This is a genomic window from Streptomyces luomodiensis (genome assembly GCF_031679605.1).
In the GTDB taxonomy this organism is placed as follows: Bacteria; Actinomycetota; Actinomycetes; order Streptomycetales; family Streptomycetaceae; genus Streptomyces; species Streptomyces luomodiensis.
On record NZ_CP117522.1, the window covers coordinates 3,408,590 to 3,429,698 of the forward strand.

General features: G+C 71.9%; 18 protein-coding genes. 5 read left to right on the plus strand and 13 right to left on the minus strand.

Annotated elements, in window-relative coordinates; all coding sequences use genetic code 11:
* Positions 1-68: 68 nt before the first annotated feature.
* From PS467_RS14785 to hrcA, 7 genes are all read right to left on the minus strand, one after another.
* On the minus strand, positions 69-968 hold the full coding sequence (locus PS467_RS14785; protein WP_311035677.1) for a short-chain dehydrogenase/reductase: 900 nt from the start codon (positions 966-968) through the stop codon (positions 69-71).
* Positions 969-1,107: 139 nt separating this feature from the next.
* A complete protein-coding gene (locus PS467_RS14790; RefSeq protein WP_311035678.1) occupies positions 1,108-2,739 on the minus strand; it encodes a phytoene desaturase family protein in 1,632 nt (543 codons plus the stop codon).
* On the minus strand, positions 2,732-3,235 hold the full coding sequence (locus PS467_RS14795) for an SRPBCC family protein (protein WP_311035679.1): 504 nt from the start codon (positions 3,233-3,235) through the stop codon (positions 2,732-2,734). The genes PS467_RS14790 and PS467_RS14795 overlap by 8 nt, the downstream gene beginning before the upstream one ends.
* 199 nt (positions 3,236-3,434) lie before the next feature.
* On the minus strand, positions 3,435-4,178 hold the full coding sequence (locus PS467_RS14800) for a 16S rRNA (uracil(1498)-N(3))-methyltransferase (protein WP_311035680.1): 744 nt from the start codon (positions 4,176-4,178) through the stop codon (positions 3,435-3,437).
* A complete protein-coding gene (locus PS467_RS14805) occupies positions 4,175-5,266 on the minus strand; it encodes a nitronate monooxygenase (protein WP_311035681.1) in 1,092 nt (363 codons plus the stop codon). Before PS467_RS14805 ends, PS467_RS14800 begins: the two co-directional genes overlap by 4 nt.
* Positions 5,267-5,447: 181 nt before the next feature.
* The gene (gene dnaJ / locus PS467_RS14810; protein ID WP_311035682.1) at positions 5,448-6,581 is read right to left on the minus strand and encodes a molecular chaperone DnaJ; all 1,134 of its coding nucleotides are present in this window, start codon (positions 6,579-6,581) and stop codon (positions 5,448-5,450) included.
* Positions 6,582-7,598: a heat-inducible transcriptional repressor HrcA gene (gene hrcA, locus PS467_RS14815; protein WP_268971976.1), complete on the minus strand. Its 1,017-nt coding sequence runs from the start codon at positions 7,596-7,598 to the stop codon at positions 6,582-6,584.
* Positions 7,599-7,761: 163 nt separating this feature from the next.
* Here hrcA and PS467_RS14820 point away from each other — a divergent pair, with 163 nt between their 5' ends.
* Both PS467_RS14820 and PS467_RS14825 read left to right on the plus strand, forming a co-directional pair.
* Complete coding sequence (locus tag PS467_RS14820) at positions 7,762-8,484, plus strand: MBL fold metallo-hydrolase (RefSeq protein WP_311035683.1); 723 nt, start codon at positions 7,762-7,764, stop codon at positions 8,482-8,484.
* A 272-nt stretch (positions 8,485-8,756) separates the two neighbouring features.
* A complete protein-coding gene (locus PS467_RS14825) occupies positions 8,757-9,581 on the plus strand; it encodes a DUF3097 domain-containing protein (RefSeq protein ID WP_311035684.1) in 825 nt (274 codons plus the stop codon).
* A gap of 83 nt (positions 9,582-9,664) precedes the next feature.
* On the opposite strand, the gene hemW is transcribed toward PS467_RS14825, so the two are convergent.
* The 4 genes from hemW to lepA form a co-directional block, all read right to left on the minus strand.
* On the minus strand, positions 9,665-10,897 hold the full coding sequence (gene hemW, locus PS467_RS14830) for a radical SAM family heme chaperone HemW (RefSeq protein ID WP_311035685.1): 1,233 nt from the start codon (positions 10,895-10,897) through the stop codon (positions 9,665-9,667).
* A gap of 147 nt (positions 10,898-11,044) precedes the next feature.
* Entirely contained in the window at positions 11,045-13,057 is a 2,013-nt protein-coding gene (locus tag PS467_RS14835; protein ID WP_311039857.1) for a SpoIIE family protein phosphatase, read from the minus strand.
* Positions 13,058-13,299: 242 nt separating this feature from the next.
* On the minus strand, positions 13,300-15,189 hold the full coding sequence (locus PS467_RS14840; RefSeq protein ID WP_311035686.1) for an AMP-dependent synthetase/ligase: 1,890 nt from the start codon (positions 15,187-15,189) through the stop codon (positions 13,300-13,302).
* A 284-nt stretch (positions 15,190-15,473) separates the two neighbouring features.
* On the minus strand, positions 15,474-17,351 hold the full coding sequence (lepA, locus tag PS467_RS14845) for a translation elongation factor 4 (protein ID WP_311035687.1): 1,878 nt from the start codon (positions 17,349-17,351) through the stop codon (positions 15,474-15,476).
* 204 nt (positions 17,352-17,555) lie between these two features.
* On the opposite strand from lepA, the gene rpsT reads away from it, so the two are divergent.
* Together rpsT and PS467_RS14855 are read left to right on the plus strand one after the other, a co-directional pair.
* The gene (gene rpsT / locus PS467_RS14850; protein WP_268971983.1) at positions 17,556-17,822 is read left to right on the plus strand and encodes a 30S ribosomal protein S20; all 267 of its coding nucleotides are present in this window, start codon (positions 17,556-17,558) and stop codon (positions 17,820-17,822) included.
* 233 nt (positions 17,823-18,055) lie between these two features.
* Positions 18,056-18,934 carry a hypothetical protein gene (locus PS467_RS14855; protein ID WP_311035688.1) on the plus strand — a complete coding sequence of 293 codons (879 nt, stop codon included), beginning with the start codon at positions 18,056-18,058 and terminating at the stop codon, positions 18,932-18,934.
* 29 nt (positions 18,935-18,963) lie between these two features.
* On the opposite strand, the gene holA is transcribed toward PS467_RS14855, so the two are convergent.
* The gene (holA, locus tag PS467_RS14860; protein ID WP_268971985.1) at positions 18,964-19,953 is read right to left on the minus strand and encodes a DNA polymerase III subunit delta; all 990 of its coding nucleotides are present in this window, start codon (positions 19,951-19,953) and stop codon (positions 18,964-18,966) included.
* Between the two features lie 44 nt (positions 19,954-19,997).
* Between holA and PS467_RS14865 the strand changes: the two genes are divergently transcribed.
* Complete coding sequence (locus tag PS467_RS14865) at positions 19,998-20,276, plus strand: hypothetical protein (protein WP_432280583.1); 279 nt, start codon at positions 19,998-20,000, stop codon at positions 20,274-20,276.
* A gap of 139 nt (positions 20,277-20,415) precedes the next feature.
* Here PS467_RS14865 and PS467_RS14870 read toward each other — a convergent pair whose 3' ends face one another.
* Positions 20,416-21,084, minus strand: a complete 669-nt coding sequence (locus PS467_RS14870; protein WP_311035689.1) for an O-methyltransferase — start codon at positions 21,082-21,084, stop codon at positions 20,416-20,418.
* Positions 21,085-21,109: the final 25 nt, after the last annotated feature.

The window sequence follows — 21,109 nt, forward strand, 5'->3', positions numbered from 1 at the left end:
AGCTGGAAACCGCCTTCGGGCAGCCGGCCGGGCGGCTCGCGCGCCCGTACGGACGGCAGGGGCCGGGGCTATGGCTCTCCGGGCCGTTCGTCGGCTCGTCCGCCCACACATTCGTCGGCTCGTCCGCCCGCGCCCAGCAGGCCGGTGGGGCGCAACGGCCGCTCGGCCTCGATGCGGGGCAGCGCGCGGCGGGACACGCGCAGCACGACGGGCGGCAGCGCGGCCCGTGCCACTTGGGCGAGGCGGAGCCATGTGGGCACGTAGAGCGCGGTGCGGCGCCGCTCCACGGCGCGCGCCAGCCGGATGGCGACCGCGTCCACCTCGGAGACGCGACGGACCGGTGGCGGCATATGGGAGCGCAGCGCACGCAGCGCCTCGGCTGAGTCGTCGTCACCGATCATGTCGGTGTCGACCCAGTTGAGGTAGGCGATGCCGACCGCGACGCCGTGGTGTGCCACTTCGGCTCGGAGCGAGTGGGCGAACGCCTCCACACCCGCCTTCGACGCGCAGTAGGCGCTCATCGTGGGCGCGGCGCCGAACGACGCCAGCGATCCGATCTGGAGGAAATAGCCGGCGGAGGCCATGAGGTCCGGGAGGAAGGTGTGTGCCGTAAGGGCGCTCGCGCTGAGGTTCACATCGATCACCCGACGCCAGACGGCCGGATCCGATGCGGCCAGCAGCCCGGCCACCGCGACCCCCGCGTTGGCGACCACGACCGACGGGCGGCCCAGGTGTCCGCGGACCTCCCGGGCCGCGCTCTCCAGGGCGGTGACGTCGGTGACATCGACCTCGAGGGCCAGCGCGGCGGTCGGCAACGAGGCGGCCACCTCGTCCAGCGCCCGCTTCTCATGGCCGAGAAGTGCCGTCCGGGCGCCGCGTCGTGCGAGCTCGCGCGCCAGTGCCGCGCCCAGCCCGCGGGCGGCTCCCGTCACCACCACGGTCCGGTCCTCGAGCGGACTGTCTCTCATGGTCCGTCCCTTCGTCACCGGTCCCCGGCGCAGTCGGCTTGATGGCACGTCGCCAGGCTTTCGACATGCGGTCGGCTTGATGGCACGTCGCCGATTCCTCGGCTCAGTCGGCTTGATTGGCGCGTCGCCGGCCCGCGGCTCAGCCACCGGGCGGTGGTCGCCTGCCGAGCCGGTCGCGCCGGGCGAGCAGGCGCTGGGCCCGTGCCAGGCCCGGCGGCCGGTGCCGGCGCAGTGCGGCACGTGCGGCGTTGGCGCCCGGAGCGCCGTGGACTCCGCCGCCCGGATGGGCGCCGGCGGAGGCGAGGAAGAGGCCGCCCACCGGTGTCTCCGGCCGCCCGGTCCCGGGCAGCGGACGGAAGACGAGCTGCTGGTGGAGGTTGGTGGTGCCGCCGTTGAGGGCACCACCGAACAGGTTGCTGTCGAGCGACTGGAGCGTGGGCGGGGCCAGGATGCGCCGGGAGCGGATCAGGGACCGGAAGCCTGGCGCGAACCGTTCGACCTGACGTTCCACCCGGTCGGCCATGATCTCCTGCTCCCTGGTGTCCCAGGCGCCGGTCAGGCCCTCCTCCGCCGCGTCGGCCGCTATCCGGTGGGGCACGTGGGTGTAGGCCCAGGCCGACTCGGTGCCCCGGGGCGAGCGCGCCGGGTCCGCGGTCGTCATCTGGCCGAACAGCGCGAAGGGGCGGTCGGGGACCTGGCGCATGGCGATCTGGGCCGCGAACCGGGTGAGCTCGTCCAGACCGTCGGCCAGGTGGACGGTGCCGGCCCGCGCCGCCCCCTCGGCCTGCCACGGCACCGGTCCGCCGAGTGCCCAGTCCACCTTGAAGGTGGCGAAGTCCCACTGGAAGCGGCGCAGGTCGGACAGGAGCGGGGACGGCAGGTGCTCGGCGTCGACGAGCTCGCCGTACAGGACCGGCACGGATACGTCCGCGAGCACGGCACGCCGTGCGGTCACCGTCTCGCCGCCGGCCGTACCCACCCCCCTGGCCCGTCCGGCACGGACGATCACCCGGTCGACGCGCTGTCCGCAGCGCAGCACCCCACCGCGCGTCCGCAGCCGCTGGACCAGGGCCGCGACCAGGGCGCCCGAGCCGCCGACCGGCACCGGAAAGCCGTAGGTCTGGCCGAGCATGGACATCAGCCACCCGAATCCGCCGCTGCCCGCGGCCTCCGGAGCGAGGTCGGCGTGCAGAGCGTTGCCCGCCAGGAGGAGCCCGCCGCCCTCGCCGCGGAATTCCTCCTCCGCCAGGCGCCGCACCGGCAGCACCATGGTGCGGGCCATCCGCAGCCCGCCCGCGCCCCGCAGCCGGACGAAGAGCCGGGCCACCGCCCTGACCGGGGGAAACGGGGTGAACAGGGCGTCCAGCACATCCGGCCGGAGACCGTCCCACATCTCGTGCAACCGGCGCCAGGCGACCCCGTCCCCCGCCGCGAAGGCATCGAGGGAGTCGGCCGTGATGTCGATCGCGCGGTCGAGCACCACGCACCTGCCGTCGCCCAAGGGGTGGGCCAGCACATGCGGCGCATGGCTCCACCGCAGTCCGTGCTCCTCCAGCCGGAGCCCGGCCATGACGGGGGACGCGGCGGCGAGCGGATAGAAGGAGCTGAAGACGTCGTGGACGAAGTCGGGATCGACGCCGCTGTCGTGGCGCACGGCCCCGCCGGGTTCCGGCTGCTCCTCCAGCACCTCCACGCTCCAGCCCGCGTCGGCCAGCACATTGGCCGCCACCAGTCCGTTGGGTCCGGCCCCGATCACCACCGCGTCAGCCACGGCCGCCTCCCGTCCCGGGGAGCCGGCCGGCCGGATGCGGGGCGGGGCCGGTCCCGCGCCCGGCGGCTTCGACCTCGCACACCTTGGCCAGCCGGGCGAGCATCGTCCGGTGCCGCAGCTGGATCAGCGCCTCCATGCCCATGTTGTGGAGCACACCGCCCGCCCCCTGGAGCGGATGCTCGTCCACGATCACCAGGCAGTGCTCGCCCCAGGGCCGCAGCTCGATGGCGATCCGCGCCGTGCCCAGGAAGCCCGCATGGGCCTCGAGCTCCACCGCGGCTCCCTCTTCGCAGCGCCGTACGACGGTCTCGTTGGTGAGCCGAAGCGGGCCCAGCCGTACCTCGTAGTCGATGACCGAGTCCTTCCCCGGCCAGTCGCCCCGTACCGGCTGGGACGTCGAGGTCCCCACCACCCACTCGCCGTACCGGCTGCCGTCCGCGAGGACGGCCCACACGGTCTGCGGGCTGGTCTTGATCAGACGATGACGTCGTGCCATACGCCCCTCCGATACGCGCCTCCGCGGCCGGAACCGGCATCGCCGGACACCACCGGGTCCCCGCCGTGCCGCGGGTCAACCAGGACGCGTACGGAGAGTGCCGTGAGGTACGGGCTACCGCCCGAGCGGGCGGCCGGGCGAGCAGGCGGCCGGGCGAGCGCTCAGACCAGCCGGGCTCGCTCAGACCAGCCGGGTTCGCTCAGCTCCAGCGGCCGGTGCGGCCCAGCAGCAGCGCGGCGGCGGCCGTCCCGGCCGTGGAGGTGCGCAGCACGCTCGGACCCAGCCGGTACGGCCGCGCGCCCGCCTCGGCGAATGCCGCCAACTCCTCGCCGGACACGCCCCCTTCCGGCCCGACGACCAGCACGATCTCACCACTGGTCGGCAGTGGGGCGGTGGCCAGCGGTTCGCTGCCCTCCTCGTGGAGCACCGCCGCGAAATCGGCCCCGGCGAGCAGCCCGGCCACCTGCTTGGTCGTCATCGCGTCCATGACCTCGGGGAAGGTCAGCCGACGGGACTGCTTGCCCGCCTCGCGCGCGCTCGACCGCCACTTGCCGAGCGCCTTGAGGCCACGTTCGCCCTTCCACTGGGTGACGCAGCGGGCGGCCGACCACGGAACGACGGCGTCCACGCCCGTCTCCGTCATGGTCTCCACCGCCAGCTCGCCCCGGTCGCCCTTGGGCAGCGCCTGGACGACGGTGATCCGAGGGGTGGGGGCCCTCTCCTGGCGCACCTCGTCCACCGCGACCTGGAGCCGGTCCTTGCCCTCGACGGCCGCCACGGTGCCCTGGACGCCCGTACCGCGGCCGTCCGTCAGCACCACGGGCTCACCGACGCGCAGCCGCCTTACGGACACCGCATGGCGCCCTTCGGGGCCCTCCAGCCAGACCCGGGCTCCCGGGGCCGCCCCCGCCAGGGAGTCGGCCACGAACACAGGGGCGGTCATGACACCACACCCCGCTGCGGCTGAAGCCCCAACGCGGCCCGCGCCGCGTCGAGTTCCACCGCGAGCGTCTCCACCAGCCGCGCGGCGGGCAGCTCACGCGCCAGCCGGTGTCCCTGCCCGGCCCACAGGGCCATGCCCTGCGGATCGCCCGCCTCGGCGGCCGCCTTACGGAGGCCGGCAGTCATGTGGTGCAGCTGAGGGTAGGCGGCGGGCGCGTGCGGGCCGTGCTCGCGCAGGAAGCGGTTGACCAGGCCCCGGGCCGGGCGGCCGGAGAAGGCGCGGGTCAGCTCGGTCCGGCCGAACAGCGGATCCGTCATCGCCCGCTTGTGCAGGGTGTTCGCCCCGGACTCGGGGCACACCAGGAACGCGGTCCCCATCTGGCCCGCGGCCGCGCCCGCGGCCAGCGCCGCGGCGATCTGCGAACCGCGCATCATCCCGCCCGCCGCGATGATCGGGACCTGGACGTACTCACGGACCAGGGTGATCAGGGACAGCAGCCCGAGTCCGGCGCCCGTCCCGTCGGCGGCCGGGTCATCGCTGTACGAGCCCTGGTGGCCGCCGGCCTCCACACCCTGCACGCAGACCGCGTCGGCGCCCGCCCACTGGGCGGTCTGCGCCTCGACGGGCGAGGTGACGGTCACGACCGTGCGGGTGCCGACCTTGGCGAGGGCGTCGAGGACCGCGCGGGTCGGACAGCCGAAGGTGAAGGAGACGACCGGAACCGGATGGTCGAGGAGTACGGCGAGCTTGGCGTCGTACGCGTCGTCCGAGCCCGTGTCCGGATCGCCCAGCGAGGTCTCGTACCGGGCCGCCTCACCCGTGAGCCGCTCCCGGTAGGCCGCGACGGCGGCCGGGTCGGCGTTGGCCGGCTGGGGCATGAACAGATTGACGCCGAAGGGCCGGTCGGTCAGCCCCCGCACCTGTTCGATCTCTTCGTGCATCGCCTCCGGCGTCTTGTAGCCGGCGGCGAGGAAACCGAGACCACCGGCCCCGGAGACAGTGGCGGCAAGGTGCGGGCAGGAAGCTCCGCCCGCCATCGGCGCCTGCACGATCGGGTAGCGGAAAAGACCGGTCAGCGCGGAGGACATGGTCACATCGTGTCATGCCCTCCGCACCGGCTCACCATGGGATCACGGGCGCCGCGGTGGGCCAACGGCGACTCGGCGACGGGCCGCGACCTCGGCCCCGAGGGCTGCGGATACCAGCGCCGCGAGCCCCCGTACCCCCGGCCGGACCGCGCCTACCGCCCGTTGAACGCCTCGGCGAGCCCTACCGCCCGTTGAACGCATCCTTAAGGCGCGAGAACAACCCCTGCTGCCCCGGCTTGAACTCCCCGGTCGGGCGCTCCTCGCCGCGTAGCTTGGCCAGCCGCCGCAGCAGCTCCTCCTGCTCCGGGTCGAGCTTGGTCGGGGTGGTCACCTCGACGTGCACGATCAGATCGCCCCGGCCGCCGCCCCGCAGATGGGTGACGCCGCGCTGGTGCAGCGGGATCGACTGGCCGGACTGGGTGCCGGGCCGGATGTCGACCTCCTCCAGGCCGTCCAGCGTCTCCAGCGGCACCTTGGTGCCCAGCGCCGCCGCCGTCATCGGGATGGTCACCGTGCAGTGCATGTCATCGCCGCGCCGCTGGAAGACCGGGTGCGGGACCTCGTGGATCTCCACGTACAGGTCGCCCGCCGGGCCGCCGCCCGGCCCGACCTCGCCCTCGCCGGCCAGCTGGATCCTGGTGCCGTTGTCCACACCGGCGGGGATCTTCACGGTCAGGGTGCGCCGCGAGCGGACCCGGCCGTCGCCCGCGCACTCCGGGCACGGGGTCGGCACCACGGTGCCGAAGCCCTGGCACTGGGGGCACGGCCGCGAGGTCATGACCTGGCCCAGGAAGGACCGCGTCACCTGGGAGACCTCACCGCGGCCACGGCACATGTCACAGGTCTGCGCCGAGGTGCCCGGCGCCGCGCCCTCGCCGCTGCACGTCGTGCAGACGACCGCGGTGTCGACCTGGATGTCCTTGGTGGTCCCGAACGCGGCCTCGTTGAGCTCCACCTCGAGCCGGATCATCGCGTCCTGACCGCGCCGGGTCCTGGACCGCGGACCGCGCTGCGAGGCGGTGCCGAAGAACGCGTCCATGATGTCGGAGAAGTTGCCGAAGCCCCCGCCGAAGCCGCCGGCGCCGCCGCCGCCCGCCCCGGACATCGGGTCCCCGCCCAGGTCGTAGACCTGCTTCTTCTGCGGATCCGACAGGACCTCGTAAGCGGCGTTGATCTCCTTGAACCGCTCCTGGGTCTTCGGATCCGGATTCACGTCCGGATGCAGCTCGCGTGCGAGCCGACGGAATGCCTTCTTGATCTGGTCCTGCGAGGCATCACGCGGCACGCCCAGGACTGCGTAGTAGTCAGTCGCCACTTACGACTCCGCCAGGATCTGTCCGACGTAACGTGCCACTGCGCGTACCGCTCCCATCGTTCCGGGGTAGTCCATGCGGGTCGGTCCGACCACGCCGAGTTTGGCGACCGCCTCGTCGCCGGAACCGTAGCCGACCGCGACGACCGAGGTGGCGTTGAGCCCCTCGTGAGCATTCTCATGCCCGATGCGCACGGTCATACCCGAGTCCTTCGCCTCGCCCAGCAGCTTGAGGAGGACGACCTGCTCCTCAAGTGCCTCCAGAACGGGCCGGATCGTCAGGGGGAAATCATGCACGAAACGCGTGAGGTTCGCGGTGCCGCCGATCATCAGCCGCTCCTCGGTCTCCTCCACCAGCGTCTCGAGCAAGGTCGACAGTACGATCGACACGGTCCCCCGGTCCTCCTGTTCGAAGGACTCCGGAAGATCCTGCACCAATTGCGGCACATCCGCGAAACGCCGCCCGACGACCCGGCTGTTGAGCCGGGCCCGCAGATCGGCCAGCGAATCCTCGGTGACCGGGGCCGGGCAGTCCACCATGCGCTGCTCCACCCGCCCGGTGTCCGTGATCAGCACCAGCATCACCCGGGCCGTGGCCAGCGGCAGCAGCTCCACATGGCGCACCGTGGACCGGGTCAGCGACGGATACTGCACCACCGCCACCTGCCGGGTCAGCTGCGCCAGCAGCCGGACCGTGCGGCCCACCACGTCGTCGAGGTCGACCGCACCGTCCAGGAAGTTCTGAATGGCCCGCCGCTCCGGGCTGGACAGCGGCTTGACTCCGGCCAGCTTGTCCACGAAGAGGCGATAGCCCTTGTCCGTGGGGATCCGGCCGGCGCTCGTATGCGGCTGGGCGATGAAGCCCTCGTCCTCCAGAGCGGCCATGTCGTTACGCACCGTGGCCGGGGAGACCCCCAGCCGGTGCCGCTCGGTGAGCGCCTTGGAGCCGACCGGCTCCTCCGTCCCCACATAATCCTGGACGATGGCACGCAGCACCTCGAGTCTGCGTTCGCTGAGCACCCCGCGCACCTCCAGTCCAGCGGTCTCATCAGGTCGTCCGTCTGGCACTCACGAGGCACGAGTGCCAGAACCCCTCCGCCAGTGTACGGCGGGGTGCGGTGGCATGGGCAAGAGCCGACGCTGGCAGCAACTCTCCCCACCCCCGCTGAGCTAGCGTCGCGGTATGGAGACGTGTTGGGAAGAGGCAGGCTGGGAGCGGCTCGCGCCGGATGTGGCCCGCCGCCGGATGCCGGAGTGGGACGAGACGGTCGGCGTGGTCGTCGGCCGGACCGACATCCTCGTCGTGGACACCGGCGCGACCCTGCGCGCCGGGGCCGAGCTGCGCACCCGGATCACCCGGCTGACCGGCCGCCGCCCCACCCGGATCGCGTTCACCCATCCGCATTTCGACCACGTCCTGGGCTCGGCCGCCTTCGCGGGCTGCGAGGTGTACGGGGCCACGGGCGTGGACGAGCTGCTGTGCCGGGAGCGGGAGACGCTGCGCGAGGACGCGATCCGCCACGGGGTGGAGCGGGGCGCGGCCACCGAGGCGGTGGACCATCTCGTCGGCCCGCACCATCTGGTCTCCGGGGAGCTCACCCTCGACCTGGGCGACCGGCCGGTGCTGTTGGCCAATGTGGGACCCGGCCACACCGCCCACGACCTGGCCGTTCTGGTGCCCGGCCAGCCCGAGGTGGTCTTCTGCGGCGATCTGGTGGAGGAGTCCGGCCCACCCCAGGCGGGGCCCGACGCGATCCCCGGCCACTGGCCCGCCGCGCTGGACCGGCTGCTCGCCCTCGGCGGCGAGGACGCGCTGTACGTCCCGGGACACGGCTCCGTCGTGGACGCCGCCTTCGTCCGCACCCAACGCGACGAACTGGCCGCCCGCTTCGGCGTGTCCGCCTAGGGCGTGTTTCGAAAGTCCCGCCTGCCCCGCGACGCCTGGCACGCGCGCTCGCCGCGTTGTCGGGATCGTCCGAGTAGGCCCACTACGAGGACGACCCTCCGCCTTGCGATCACACGCACCAGACGCCGCGGGGCCCGCCCTCCGGGCGGACGGCGCTACTTTCGAAACACGCCCTAGGCGGCTTCTAGTTGTTCGCCTAGTCGTGCGCCTGGCCGTTCGCGTGGTCGTGCGGCCATGGGGGCGGGTGGTCGTCGCACGCTATCGTCAGCCGGATGCGACAGTACGACCCGGACCTGACCCCGCCCTGGAAGCGGCAGCGGCCCGCCCCGGAGGTCCCCGCCGAACCGGACCTCGTCGTGGAGGAGGTCACCACCGGATTCTGCGGTGCGGTGATCCGCTGTGAGAAGACCGCCCAGGGTCCCACGGTCACTCTGGAGGACCGCTTCGGCAAACATCGCGTCTTCCCCATGGAGCCGCGCGGTTTTCTTCTCGAGGGGCGTGTCGTCACCCTCGTACGCCCGCGCGCGGCGGCCCCCAGCGCGCCCCGGCGCACGGCCTCGGGGTCGATCGCCGTTCCGGGAGGAGCGCGGGCCAGGGTCGCCCGCGCGGGACGCATCTATGTCGAGGGGCGGCATGACGCGGAGCTGGTCGAGCGGGTCTGGGGCGACGATCTGCGCATCGAGGGCGTCGTCGTGGAGTACCTGGAGGGCGTCGACGACCTGCCCGCCATCGTCGACGGCTTCTCCCCCGGCCCGGACGCCCGGCTCGGCGTCCTCGTCGACCATCTGGTGGCGGGCTCCAAGGAATCCCGGATCGCCGCGCAGGTGACCGGCGAGCACGTGCTGGTCCTCGGCCACCCCTACATCGACATCTGGGAGGCCGTGAAGCCGTCCTCCGTCGGCATCCCGGCCTGGCCCGCGGTGCCGCACGGCCAGGACTGGAAGAAGGGTGTCTGCCGCGCCCTGGGCTGGCCGGAGAACACCGGAGCCGCCTGGCAGCGCATCCTGTCCTCGGTCCGCTCCTACAAGGACCTTCAGCCGGAGCTGCTGGGACGGGTGGAGGAACTGATCGATTTCGTGACGGCCCCGGAGGGCTGACGGTCCAGGAGTGCTGGCGGCCCCGGGAGGACTGACGGCTCCCGTCCCGGCTCGCCGGATCACGTCAGTCCGCCTCGATCGCGTCAGTCCACCAGATCCCGCACCACCGCGTCCGCCAGCAGCCGTCCCCGCAGGGTGAGCACGGCCCGCCCCCGCCCGTACGGCTCCGGCTCCAGCAGGCCGTCCTCCAGCGCGCGTGCCGCGGCCGCCGTCCCGGCCGGGCGCAGCAGGTCCAGTGGGCACCCCTCGGCCAGCCGCAGCTCCAGCAGGATCCGCTCCACCCGGCGCTCCTCGCCGGAGAGCAGCTCCCGGCCCGCGCCGGGCGACCTGCCCTCGCCCAGGGCCTGTGCGTACGCCCCGGGGTGCTTCACGTTCCACCACCGCACGCCGCCCACATGGCTGTGCGCACCGGGTCCGGCGCCCCACCAGTCGGCGCCGCGCCAGTACAGCTCGTTGTGCCGGCAGCGCGCGCCGGGCGAGGTCGCCCAGTTGGAGACCTCGTACCAGGTGAATCCGGCGGCCGACAGGGTCTCCTCGGCGATCAGATAGCGGTCCGCGTGCACATCGTCGTCGGTCATCGGGACCTCGCCGCGCCGGATCCGCCGCGCCAGCTGGGTGCCCTCCTCGACGATCAGCGCATACGCCGACACATGGTCCGGCCCGGCCCCGAGCGCGGCTTCCAGGGAGGCCCGCCAGTCCGCGTCGCTCTCTCCCGGTGTCCCGTAGATCAGGTCCAGGTTCACATGGTCGAATCCGGCCGCCCGCGCCTCGGTCACACACGCCTCCGGCCGCCCCGGGGTGTGCGTACGGTCCAGCACCTTCAGGACGTGCTGCCGGGCGCTCTGCATCCCGAAGGAGATCCGGTTGAACCCCGCCTCCCGCAGCTCCGCCAGATACTGCGGATCGACGGACTCCGGATTCGCCTCGGTCGTGATCTCGGCCTCTTCGGCCAGCCCGAACTCCTCCCGGATCGTCCCGAGCATCCGCCCGAGGTCCGCCGCGGCGAGCAGGGTCGGGGTCCCGCCGCCCACGAATACGGTCCGCACGGGCCGCGGGTCGTCCCCCAGCACCTTCCGCGCCAGCCGCACCTCCTCGGCGACCAGCTCGGCGTAGTTGTCCCGGGAGGCGAGCACGCCGCCGGAGCCGCGCAGCTCACTGGCGGTGTAGGTGTTGAAGTCGCAGTAGCCGCAGCGGGTGGCGCAGTACGGCACGTGCAGATAGAACCCCAGTGGCCGCCGCTCCGCCCCGGCCAACGCGGTCGCGGGCAGTGCGCCGTCCTCGGGCACGGGCTCACCATCAGGCAGTACGGAAGGCATGCCCCCATTGTCCGCCACGGCCCGCCGCGCGGGGCGCGCCCGTCCCGGCGCCACCGCTCCCGGCGCCACCGGTGACCGCGGGACCCGGCCCCCCGGGATCCCCGCCCTCGAGACCCAGCCCCCTTGGATCCCGCCCTCGGGATCCGGCTAGGGCTTCGGCTCGGCCGCCTTCAGGACCAGCATCGCCAGGTCGTCGTCCGGCGGCTCCGCGGCGAACTCGTCCACCGCCCGCCGCACCCGCTCCGCGACCTGCCGCGCGCTCATGCCCGCGCACAGCGCGAGCGCCGCCGCCAGGCCGTCCTCGTCGTCGAACTGCCGGTCACCGGATCGGTGCTCGGTGACCCCGTCCGTCACGCACAGCAGCGTTTCCCCGGGCGCCAGGTCGAACGATTCACTCGCGTACCCGACCTCGTCCACGACGCCCAGCAATATCTGCGGCTCCGCGACGGTCCGCACCTCGCCCCCGGGCCGCAGCACCAACGGCAGCGGATGTCCCGCGCTGGCCAGGGTGCAGCGCACCCCCTCGCCCTCGCCCAGCGGCTCCAGCTCCCCGTACAGCAGCGACAGGAACCGGGGGACCCCGCCGCCCGAGGGGAGCCCCGTGCCGATCAGGCCCCCGTCCACCAGCTCCACGACCCCGGAGGAGCCTTCCGCGGCCTCCACACCGGCCGCCACGGCCTCCGCGGCGCCCTCGACGGCCTGCTCCACCGCCTCCTCGCCCAGCAGCTGGTTGAGCCGGTCCAGGACCTCCCCCACGCCGTACCCCTCGCGGGCGAGCAGCCGCAGCCAGGGCCGGACGAGCCCGGTCACCACGGCCGCCTCCGGGCCGTTCCCGCAGACGTCGCCCAGGACGAAGCACCAGCGGCCGGCGCCGGCCTGGAAGACGTCGTAGAAGTCGCCGCCGGCCGAGATGTCGCCGGTCGGCTCGTACACGACCGCCGACTCGACCCCGGGGATGCGCGGGATGACGGAGGGCAGCAGCCCGCGCTGGAGCACCCGGCTGATCGTCGCCTGCCGGGTGTAGCGGCGGGCGGAGGCGAGGGCCAGGGCGACGCGGCGGGTGAAGTCCTCGATCAAACCGACCACTTCGGTCGGCATCCGCACCAGCCCGGCTCGCCCCAGCAGCAGCGTGCCGAGCGCGCGGCCGCCCGCGACCAGCCGGCAGGCGAGGGCCGCGCCGCCGGGCCCGTACGCGGCGGGGTCGGCCGGCCAGGGCCACTCCACGGCGCCGCCGCGGACGGCGGCGGGCACCTGGGGCGGCTCCTTCTCCAGCACCTGCCGCAGGCCCTCGATGCGCCCTTCGCTGGCGTGCCAGACCCGGGCGAGCCGCGGCGGGCCGCTCGCGGAGTCGAGCCAGATCGCGCACCAGTCGGCGAGCCGGGGCACCAGCAGCTGCCCGGCCAGCGAGGTCACCATGTCCTCGTCGAACTGTCCGGCCAGCAGATCGGACGCCTCGGCGAGGAAGGTGAGCGCACCGCGCTGGATCCACTCGGGGTCGCGGCGGACGGGGACGCGGCCCGGTGCGGGGGCGACGATCTCGACGGCGTCCTTACGGCCGTCATGAACGGCCCCCGCCCCGAATGCGCCCTCCGGCTCCCCCACGGTGGCGGGCGCCGCGTCCACGGCGGACGCCGCGTCGTGGAAGGCCGAGCCCATGGCGCTGGGCCCGGCGGCGGGCCCGGCCGTGGGCGCCACCGCCATCTGGAACCACACCGACTTGCTCGTCCGCCGGTACGTCGTCCCCCATGACTCGGCGATCTCGGCCACCAGCCGCAGTCCGTGGCCGCCGGCGTACTCCGGCCGCTCGTCCGGATCCGGTGGATCGCCGCGCAGCACCCGGGTGGGGTGGTGGTCGGTCACCTCCACCACGAGGGACGGCGGTTCGCCCTCGCGGTCCGACACATCCAGCGCACAGCTCACCTCGACGGCGGTGCCGGCGTGCACCACCGCGTTGGTGACCAGCTCGCTCACCAGCAGTACGGCCTCGTCCGCGACCCGGTCGGTGATCCGGTCGGCGGCCGGGACCTCGAGCGCGGCCCAGTCGGCGAGGGCAGCACGGACGAACCGGCGCGCGGCCGAGGCCGCGAGCGGAGTACCGGGCAGGCTGGCGCGTGCCGAGGCGCTGGTGCGGACGGGGCCGATGCCACCCCCCACCGGCAGAACCACCCCACCGCCCTCAACCGACCCACCAGACGTGGCAGAAGATGACGTCCCCACTGTGCGGCTCCTGAAGAAGCTCCGTCATAACGCCGTATCCGTAACCGTATCCGGCACGGACAGAGTGGCAGACCGACCGCCCTCATATGCACCGAGTTACGCAAGTGAACCGCGATAAGGGGAAAATTCATGTGTCCGGCAGGCCGGTCAACTGGAAATCCGGCGTCGGACCGTATCCTTGCCTGTTAAACCTCTTTCGTGCCCGCGTACATGTCCTCGATCAGAGCCTTGTACTCACGCTCGACCACCGGCCGCTTGAGCTTCAGGCTGGGGGTCAACTCGCCGTGCTCCACGTCCAGATCGCGCGGCAGCAGCCGGAACTTCTTGATCGTCTGCCAGCGCTGAAGCCCCTCGTTGAGCGTGCGCACATAGCCCTCGATCAGCTCCCGCACCTCGTCGGTGGCCACGACCTCCGCGTAGGACTTGCCCTCGAGCCCGTGGTCGCCCGCCCACTTCATGATCGTCGGCTCGTCGAGGGCGATCAGCGCGGTGCAGTAGTTGCGATCGGCGCCGTGCACCAGGATGTTGGAGACGAACGGGCACACCGCCTTGAACTGGCCCTCGACCTCCGCCGGGGCGACGTACTTGCCGCCCGAGGTCTTGATCAGGTCCTTCTTGCGGTCGGTGATCCGCAGATAGCCGTCAGGGGACAGCTCCCCGATGTCCCCGGTGTGGAACCAGCCGTCGGACTCCAGCACCTGCGCGGTCAGCTCCGGCAGCCCGTGGTAGCCCTGCATGATGCCGGGGCCGCGCAGCAGCACCTCGCCGTCCTCGGCGAACCGCACCTCCAGGCCCGGGAACGCCTTGCCGACCGTGCCGGTGCGGTAGTCCGCCGGGTTGAGGAAGCTGGCGGCGCTGGACTCGGTCAGGCCGTAGCCCTCCAGGATGTTGATGCCGGCGCCCGCGAAGAAGTAGCCGATGTCGGGCGTGAGCGCGGCGGAGCCGGACACCGCGGCCCGCAGCCGGCCGCCGAACGCCTCGCGCAGCTTGGCGTAGACGAGCTTGTCGGCCAGCGCGTGCTGGGTCTTGAGACCGAAGGGCACGGAGGCGGTGCCGGTACGGCGGAAGTTGTCCTGAGAGGTCCTGGCGTACTCCCGGGCGACCCCGGCCGCCCACTGGAAGATCTTGTACTTGGCCGCCCCGCCCTCGCGTGCCCGCTGGGCCACTCCGTTGTAGACCTTTTCGAAGATCCGCGGCACGGCACACATGTAGGTCGGCCGGACCACCGGCATATTCTCGATGATCTTGTCCACCCGGCCGTCCACCGCCGTGGCGTGGCCGACGTAGATCTGCCCCGCCGTCAGCACCTTGCCGAAGACATGCGCGAGCGGCAGCCACAGGTACTGCAGATCGTCGGGGTAGAGCAGCCCCTCCTGGGTGCCGATCACGATGGCCATGTACGACCAGGAGTCATGCGCCAGCCGTACGCCCTTGGGGCGCCCGGTGGTACCGGAGGTGTAGATGAGCGTCGCCAGCTGATCGCCGCGCAGGGCGTCCATCCGCCCCCGTACGGCGTCCGGATGGCGCTCCAGATGAGCCGTGCCCCGCTTCTCCAGTTCGGCGAGCGAGAGCACCCAGCCCTCCGGGTCGTCCGCGGCGGGGACCGCGTCCTCGGCCTCGATCACCACCACATGGGCGAGCTCGGGGAGCTCATCGCGCTGCGCCCGCACCTTGGCGAGCTGCGCCGCGTCCTCGGCGATCAGCACCCGGCTGCCGGAGTCGGAGAGGATGAAGGCGGTCTCGTCGGCGTTGGTGGTCGGGTAGACCGTGGTGGTCGCCGCGCCCGCGGCCAGCACGCCGAGGTCGGCCAGGATCCACTCGACACGGGTGGCGCAGGCCAGCGCCACCCGCTCCTCGGGGCGGATCCCCAGATCGATCAGCCCGGCGGCGATGGCGTACACCCGGTCCGCGCATTCCCGCCAGGTCAGCGACCGCCAGTCGTCGGGACCCTCGCCCGAGGCGGAGGGCACCGGGTAGCGGTACGCCTCCTGGTCCGGGGTCGCCTCGACGCGCTGGAGGAAGTGCGTCGCCAGGGACGGCGGCCGGTTCTCGAGCAAGATCTGTGTGTCGGTCACGGCATCCTCCGGGGCCCGCATCATTGCTTGGTGACTCGCGAGTAACCTTCAAGTGGTGATCAGAGTAGGGGCCGAATCCTTACCGCGTAAGGGGTCCGCGCCACGTTGTTCCCCTGAAGTGCCCAGTTGTTCCGCTGAGGTGCCCACGAGGCTCTGAGGTGTCCAGCCTGAGGTGCCCAAGAGCCCCTGATGAGGGCCCAAGAGGCTCCCCGGCACGCAGCGGGCCCGGCGCGTCCAGCACGCCGGGCCCGCTGACCGAAGTCTCCTCGGCTCGCTCTCGCTCGCTACTTCTTCGCCTTGGAGTCCTTGCCGTCGGAGTCGGAGGACAGCACCGCGATGAACGCCTCCTGGGGGACCTCCACGCTGCCGACCATCTTCATCCGCTTCTTGCCTTCCTTCTGCTTCTCCAGCAGCTTCCGCTTACGGGAGATGTCACCGCCGTAGCACTTGGCGAGGACGTCCTTACGGATGGCACGGACCGTCTCACGGGCGATGACCCGGGAGCCGATGGCCGCCTGGATGGGCACCTCGAAGTTCTGCCGCGGGATGAGCTCGCGCAGCTTGGCGACCAGCCGGACGCCGTACGCGTACGCCTTGTCCTTGTGGGTGATCGCCGAGAACGCGTCCACCTTGTCGCCGTGCAGCAGGATGTCAACCTTGACCAGGTCGGAGGTCTGCTCACCGGTGGGCTCGTAGTCGAGCGAGGCATAGCCGCGGGTCTTGGACTTCAGCTGGTCGAAGAAGTCGAAGACGACCTCGGCGAGCGGCAGGGTGTAGCGGATCTCGACCCGGTCCTCGGAGAGGTAGTCCATGCCGAGCATCACCCCGCGGCGGTTCTGGCACAGCTCCATGATCGCGCCGATGAACTCGCTCGGAGCGAGGATGGTGGCCCGGACGACCGGCTCGTGCACCGTGTCGATCTTGCCTACCGGGAACTCGCTGGGGTTGGTCACCGTGTGCTCGCTGCCGTCCTCCATCTCCACCCGGTAGACCACGTTGGGCGCGGTGGCGATCAGGTCGAGATTGAATTCGCGCTCCAGGCGCTCACGGATGACCTCCAGGTGCAGCAGCCCGAGGAAGCCGACGCGGAAACCGAAGCCGAGAGCGGCCGAGGTCTCCGGTTCGTAGACCAGCGCGGCATCGTTGAGCTGCAGCTTGTCCAGGGCCTCGCGCAGCTCGGGATAGTCCGAGCCGTCCAGCGGATACAGCCCCGAGAACACCATCGGCTTCGGGTCCTTGTAGCCGCCCAGCGGCTTCTGCGCACCGCCGGTGACCTGGGTGATCGTGTCGCCGACCTTGGACTGGCGGACATCCTTCACACCGGTGATCAGATAGCCCACCTCGCCCACGGACAGCCCGTCGGCGGGGGTCATCTCCGGGGAGTTGGTGCCGATCTCCAGCAGCTCATGGGCGGCGCCGGTGGACATCATCTTGATCCGCTCGCGCTTGCTGAGCGTGCCGTCGACGACCTTCACATAGGTCACGACGCCCCGGTAGGCGTCATAGACGGAGTCGAAGATCATCGCGCGGGCGGGGGCGTCCTCGACACCGACCGGAGCCGGCACCAGCTCCACGACCCGGTCCAGCAGCTCGGCCACGCCCTCGCCGGTCTTGGCGGAGACCTTCAGCACGTCGGAGGGGTCGCAGCCGATGAGATGGGCCAGCTCGGCGGCGTACTTCTCGGGCTGGGCGGCGGGCAGGTCGATCTTGTTGAGGACCGGGATGATCGTGAGGTCGTGCTCCATCGCCAGGTAGAGGTTGGCGAGGGTCTGTGCCTCGATGCCCTGGGCCGCGTCGACCAGCAGGATGCACCCCTCACAGGCGGCGAGGGAGCGCGAGACCTCGTAGGTGAAGTCCACGTGGCCGGGGGTGTCGATCATGTTGAGGATATGGGTGGCCGACTCGCCGCCCTCGTCCTTCGTCGGCGCCCAGGGCAGCCGGACCGCCTGGGACTTGATCGTGATGCCGCGCTCGCGCTCGATGTCCATGCGGTCGAGGTACTGCGCGCGCATCTGCCGCTGCTCGACCACACCGGTCAGCTGGAGCATACGGTCGGCGAGCGTCGACTTGCCGTGGTCGATGTGCGCGATGATGCAGAAGTTACGGATCAGAGCCGGGTCGGTACGGCTCGGCTCCGGCACATTGGTAGGGGTCGCGGGCACGCAGGGTCCTGTGTCTAGGCGGGACTCGGTGTTATCGGTATGGGTTGGTCCCGTCCATGGTCCCATGAATGGCGACCTCTTCCGGGTTTGGGACGCCATCGACCCTGCTGGTAACCTGGCCGACTGTGTCTCGTGCCGCCCTCGCGCGGACACGGAGACACACCGAAGCAAACGAAACCCGACGAACCTGCGAAGGCTTTTTACGTGGCGAACATCAAGTCCCAGATCAAGCGGAACAAGACGAACGAGAAGGCGCGCCAGCGCAACAAGGCGGTCAAGTCCGAGCTGAAGACCGCCATCCGCCGCACCCGCGAGGCCGTGGCCGCCGGTGACGCCGAGAAGGCCACCGAAGCCGCCCGCGTCGCCGCGCGCAAGCTCGACAAGGCCGTCAGCAAGGGCGTTCTGCACAAGAACAACGCCGCCAACAAGAAGTCGGCGCTCGCCCAGCAGCTCGCCGGCCTCAAGGGCTGACCTCGAGGGCTGACACCTTCCGGGGCGTCACCGCCCCATAGCGCCGGTTTGGGCACAGCGGTCCCTCTCACCCGCTCCGACCGGCAGCCGACGGATTCGTCAGCACCACCGCGCCGCACGCGGCCTGCGTTCGCCACGCGGGTGCGGCGCACATGATCGACACAAGGGCCCCGCCCTGTCCTTTCCCCAGGACAAGGCGGGGTCTTCGCGCTTCATTCGGGTATGTTCACGTCATGTCGATACCGGGGGAGACACCCAACCCGTACGGGCAGCCGCAACCGCACCAACCGCCTCAGCCGCCTCAGCAGAGCCCGCCGCAGAGCCCGTACGGGCAGCCGCAACCGCACCAGGCCCAGCCGCTCCAGCACAATCCATACGCCCAGCCGACGATGCCGTCCGTACCCCTGGGCGGATACGGGCCGATGGGCACGCCTCCCGGGGCGCCGCCCACGGGCTCCGGGGGCGGCCGCAAGGGCTGGCCGTGGGCGCTGGGCGGGGCCGTCGTCGCCTCGGCGGTCTGGGCCGGGGTGCTGTTCGCCACGGGAGGGTTCGACGGGGAGGCGAAGGCCGATCTCGCGGGCTACCGCTATACGAACAATCTGTGCACCGCGACCGACGCCCAGACCATCGAGGACGCCGGGTACCAGCAGGAGGACGGGTCGGCGAACCCTCAGCACAGCAGCTCCGAGGACCCCGCACTGGACTCGATGACCTGCAACATCGACTTCGAGCCGAACGACGCGGACAGTGACGACTACTCCTCGGTGTGGCTCTACACCACGGCGTCGCTGCACAAGAAGACCGACCCCGCGCCCGAGTTCGAGGCCCAGTACCGGGCGTACGAGGAGCAGAAGACGTCCAGCTACAGCTACAAGGTGAGCCCGGTCAACGGGCTGGGCGCCGAGGCGTATGTGGTGACGCAGGTGAGCAAGAGCGGCTCCGACACCGGCGCCTACGTGATCCTCGGCGTGCGCGACGGCTGGATGACCTACCAGTCGACCTGGTCGGAGTATCTCTCGTCGTCCTCCAGCGCCACGGCCAAGACGCCCGAGGAGGCCACCGCGATGCTCAAGAAGAGCGCCAGGGCCACGCTGGAGAAGATGAAGGAGTGATCGCGGGCCGGTCCCGGACCGGCTCTCGGCTAGCCTCGGCCCGCCCGAGCGGCGCGGGCGATCGTGACGACCGCCTTCTCCAGGGCGTACTCCGGATCGTCCCCGCCGCCCTTGACCCCCGCGTCGGCCTCGGCGACGGCGCGCAGCGCGACCGCCACCCCGTCCGCCGACCAGCCGCGCATCTGCTGCCGCACTCGGTCGATCTTCCAGGGCGGCATGCCCAGCTCACGGGCCAGGTCACCGGGGCGGGCCCCGCGCGGCGCGGAGGCCAGCTTGCCGATGGCACGGACGCCCTGGGCCAGGGCACTGGTGATCAGCACCGGCGCCACCCCGGTGGAGACGGCCCAGCGCAGCGCCTCCAGCGCCTCGGCCGCACGGCCCTCGACGGCGCGGTCGGCGACGGTGAAGCTGGACGCCTCGGCCCGGCCGGTGTAATAGCGGGCGACGACGGCCTCGTCGATGGTGCCCTCGACATCGGCCACGAGCTGGGAGACCGCGCTCGCCAGCTCGCGCAGATCGCTCCCGATGGCGTCGACCAGCGCCTGGCATGCCTCGGGGGTGGCGGACCGGCCGGTGGCACGGAACTCGGACCGCACGAACGCCAGCCGGTCGGCGGGCTTGGTCATCTTCGGGCAGGCGACCTCGCGCGCCCCGGCCTTGCGGGCGGCGTCGAGCAGCCCCTTGCCCTTGGCCCCGCCCGCGTGCAGTAGCACCAGGGTGATCTCCTCGGCGGGGGTGCCGAGGTAGTCCTTGACGTCCTTGATCGTGTCGGCCGCCAGATCCTGTGCGTTGCGCACCACCACGACCTTGCGCTCGGCGAAGAGCGAGGGGCTGGTCAGCTCGGCGAGGGTGCCGGGCCGCAGCGCGTCGGGCATGAGGTCGCGCACATCGGTGTCGGGGTCGGCCGTGCGGGCGGCCGCCACCACCTGCTGCACGGCGCGGTCGAGCAGCAGCTCCTCCTGGCCCACGGCGAGGGTCACGGGGGCGAGCGGATCGTCGGTCGTCGATTTCCTGGCCATCGCGGTCCAGCATCCCACGGACCTCGGACAACCCGGCCGTCCGGATGTCCGACAATGTTCCGGTGATCGATGAAGAGCTGACCGGCGCCCGGCACATCCTGGTGCTGCCCGACCGCGACGCGGCCGAGGAGGTGGCCGAGGCGCTGCCCGAGCGGTTCGGCGTCACCCAGGAGCCCCAGCTGGTACGGGACGCGCTGGCGGGCGAGGACGACGCCGAGGACGCCCAGTGGCTGGTGGTGGTCGAGGACCCGGCCGGGGCGCTGGACGCGGCGGCGCTGGACGCGTTCGCGGACGAGTACGACGGCTGGCTGGAGACCGAATAACCCCTGCCCGGCGCCGGATATCCCCACGCTGGATGCCCTGCGCTGGATGTCCTCGGGCCGGATGCCCCGCACCGGCCGTCTCCGCACCGGATGCCCTCCGCACCCCCCGCGCCGCCAGCCGTCCCCGCGCCGGCCGTCTCTAGCCGGTGACCAGCGCCAGCGCGAAACCGTCGTACCCCTTCTCGCCGACGGTCTGTATCGCGGTGCCGGTCAGCCGGGGCTCCTGGGCGATCAGCTCGGTGAACCGCCGCACGCCCCGCACCTTCGGGTCGGTGCTGGCCGGGTCCGCCACTGCGCCGTCCCGCACCACGTTGTCGCCGATGATCAGGCTGCCCGGTCGGGTGAGCCGCAGCGCCCACTCCAGGTAGCCCGGGTTGTTGGGCTTGTCCGCGTCGATGAAGACCAGGTCGAAGGGGCCGGCTCCCTCTTCGGCCAGCCGGGGGAGCGAGTCCAGCGCCGGGCCGGTGCGGATTTCGACCACCTCGCCCAGCCCGGCCCGCGCCACATTGGCCCGCGCCACCTCGGCGGACCGCGGATCGGCCTCCAGGGAGATCAGCCGGCCTCCCTCGGGCAGCGCCCTGGCCAGCCAGATGGTGCTGTAGCCGCCCAGGGTGCCGATCTCCAGCACGGTGCGCGCGCCCTGGATCCGGGCCAGCAGCTGGAGCAGCTTGCCCTGGTTGGGGGCCACCTGATGCGGCGGCAGCCCCGACGCCGCGCTGTGCTCCAAGGCCGCGTCCAGAGCCGGATCCGAGGGTGCCAGCAGGCCGTTGAAATACGCGTCCACTTCGGTCCACCGCGCAAGCGACATGGGCATTCGTCCTCTCGGAACTGAC

What these genes read in the sequence shown, in the direction of transcription:
- PS467_RS14805 (WP_311035681.1), bottom strand. Translation starts at nt 5,266, where the DNA reads ATGTCCTCCGCGCTGACCGGTCTTTTCCGCTACCCGATCGTGCAGGCG.
- hemW (WP_311035685.1), bottom strand. Translation starts at nt 10,897, where the DNA reads ATGCCTTCCGTACTGCCTGATGGTGAGCCCGTGCCCGAGGACGGCGCA.
- PS467_RS14795 (WP_311035679.1), bottom strand. Translation starts at nt 3,235, where the DNA reads ATGGCACGACGTCATCGTCTGATCAAGACCAGCCCGCAGACCGTGTGG.
- PS467_RS14870 (WP_311035689.1), bottom strand. Translation starts at nt 21,084, where the DNA reads ATGTCGCTTGCGCGGTGGACCGAAGTGGACGCGTATTTCAACGGCCTG.
- holA (WP_268971985.1), bottom strand. Translation starts at nt 19,953, where the DNA reads ATGGCCAGGAAATCGACGACCGACGATCCGCTCGCCCCCGTGACCCTC.
- PS467_RS14825 (WP_311035684.1), top strand. Translation starts at nt 8,757, where the DNA reads ATGCGACAGTACGACCCGGACCTGACCCCGCCCTGGAAGCGGCAGCGG.
- PS467_RS14855 (WP_311035688.1), top strand. Translation starts at nt 18,056, where the DNA reads ATGTCGATACCGGGGGAGACACCCAACCCGTACGGGCAGCCGCAACCG.
- PS467_RS14865 (WP_432280583.1), top strand. Translation starts at nt 19,998, where the DNA reads ATGTCCGACAATGTTCCGGTGATCGATGAAGAGCTGACCGGCGCCCGG.
- PS467_RS14820 (WP_311035683.1), top strand. Translation starts at nt 7,762, where the DNA reads ATGGAGACGTGTTGGGAAGAGGCAGGCTGGGAGCGGCTCGCGCCGGAT.
- PS467_RS14800 (WP_311035680.1), bottom strand. Translation starts at nt 4,178, where the DNA reads ATGACCGCCCCTGTGTTCGTGGCCGACTCCCTGGCGGGGGCGGCCCCG.
- PS467_RS14785 (WP_311035677.1), bottom strand. Translation starts at nt 968, where the DNA reads ATGAGAGACAGTCCGCTCGAGGACCGGACCGTGGTGGTGACGGGAGCC.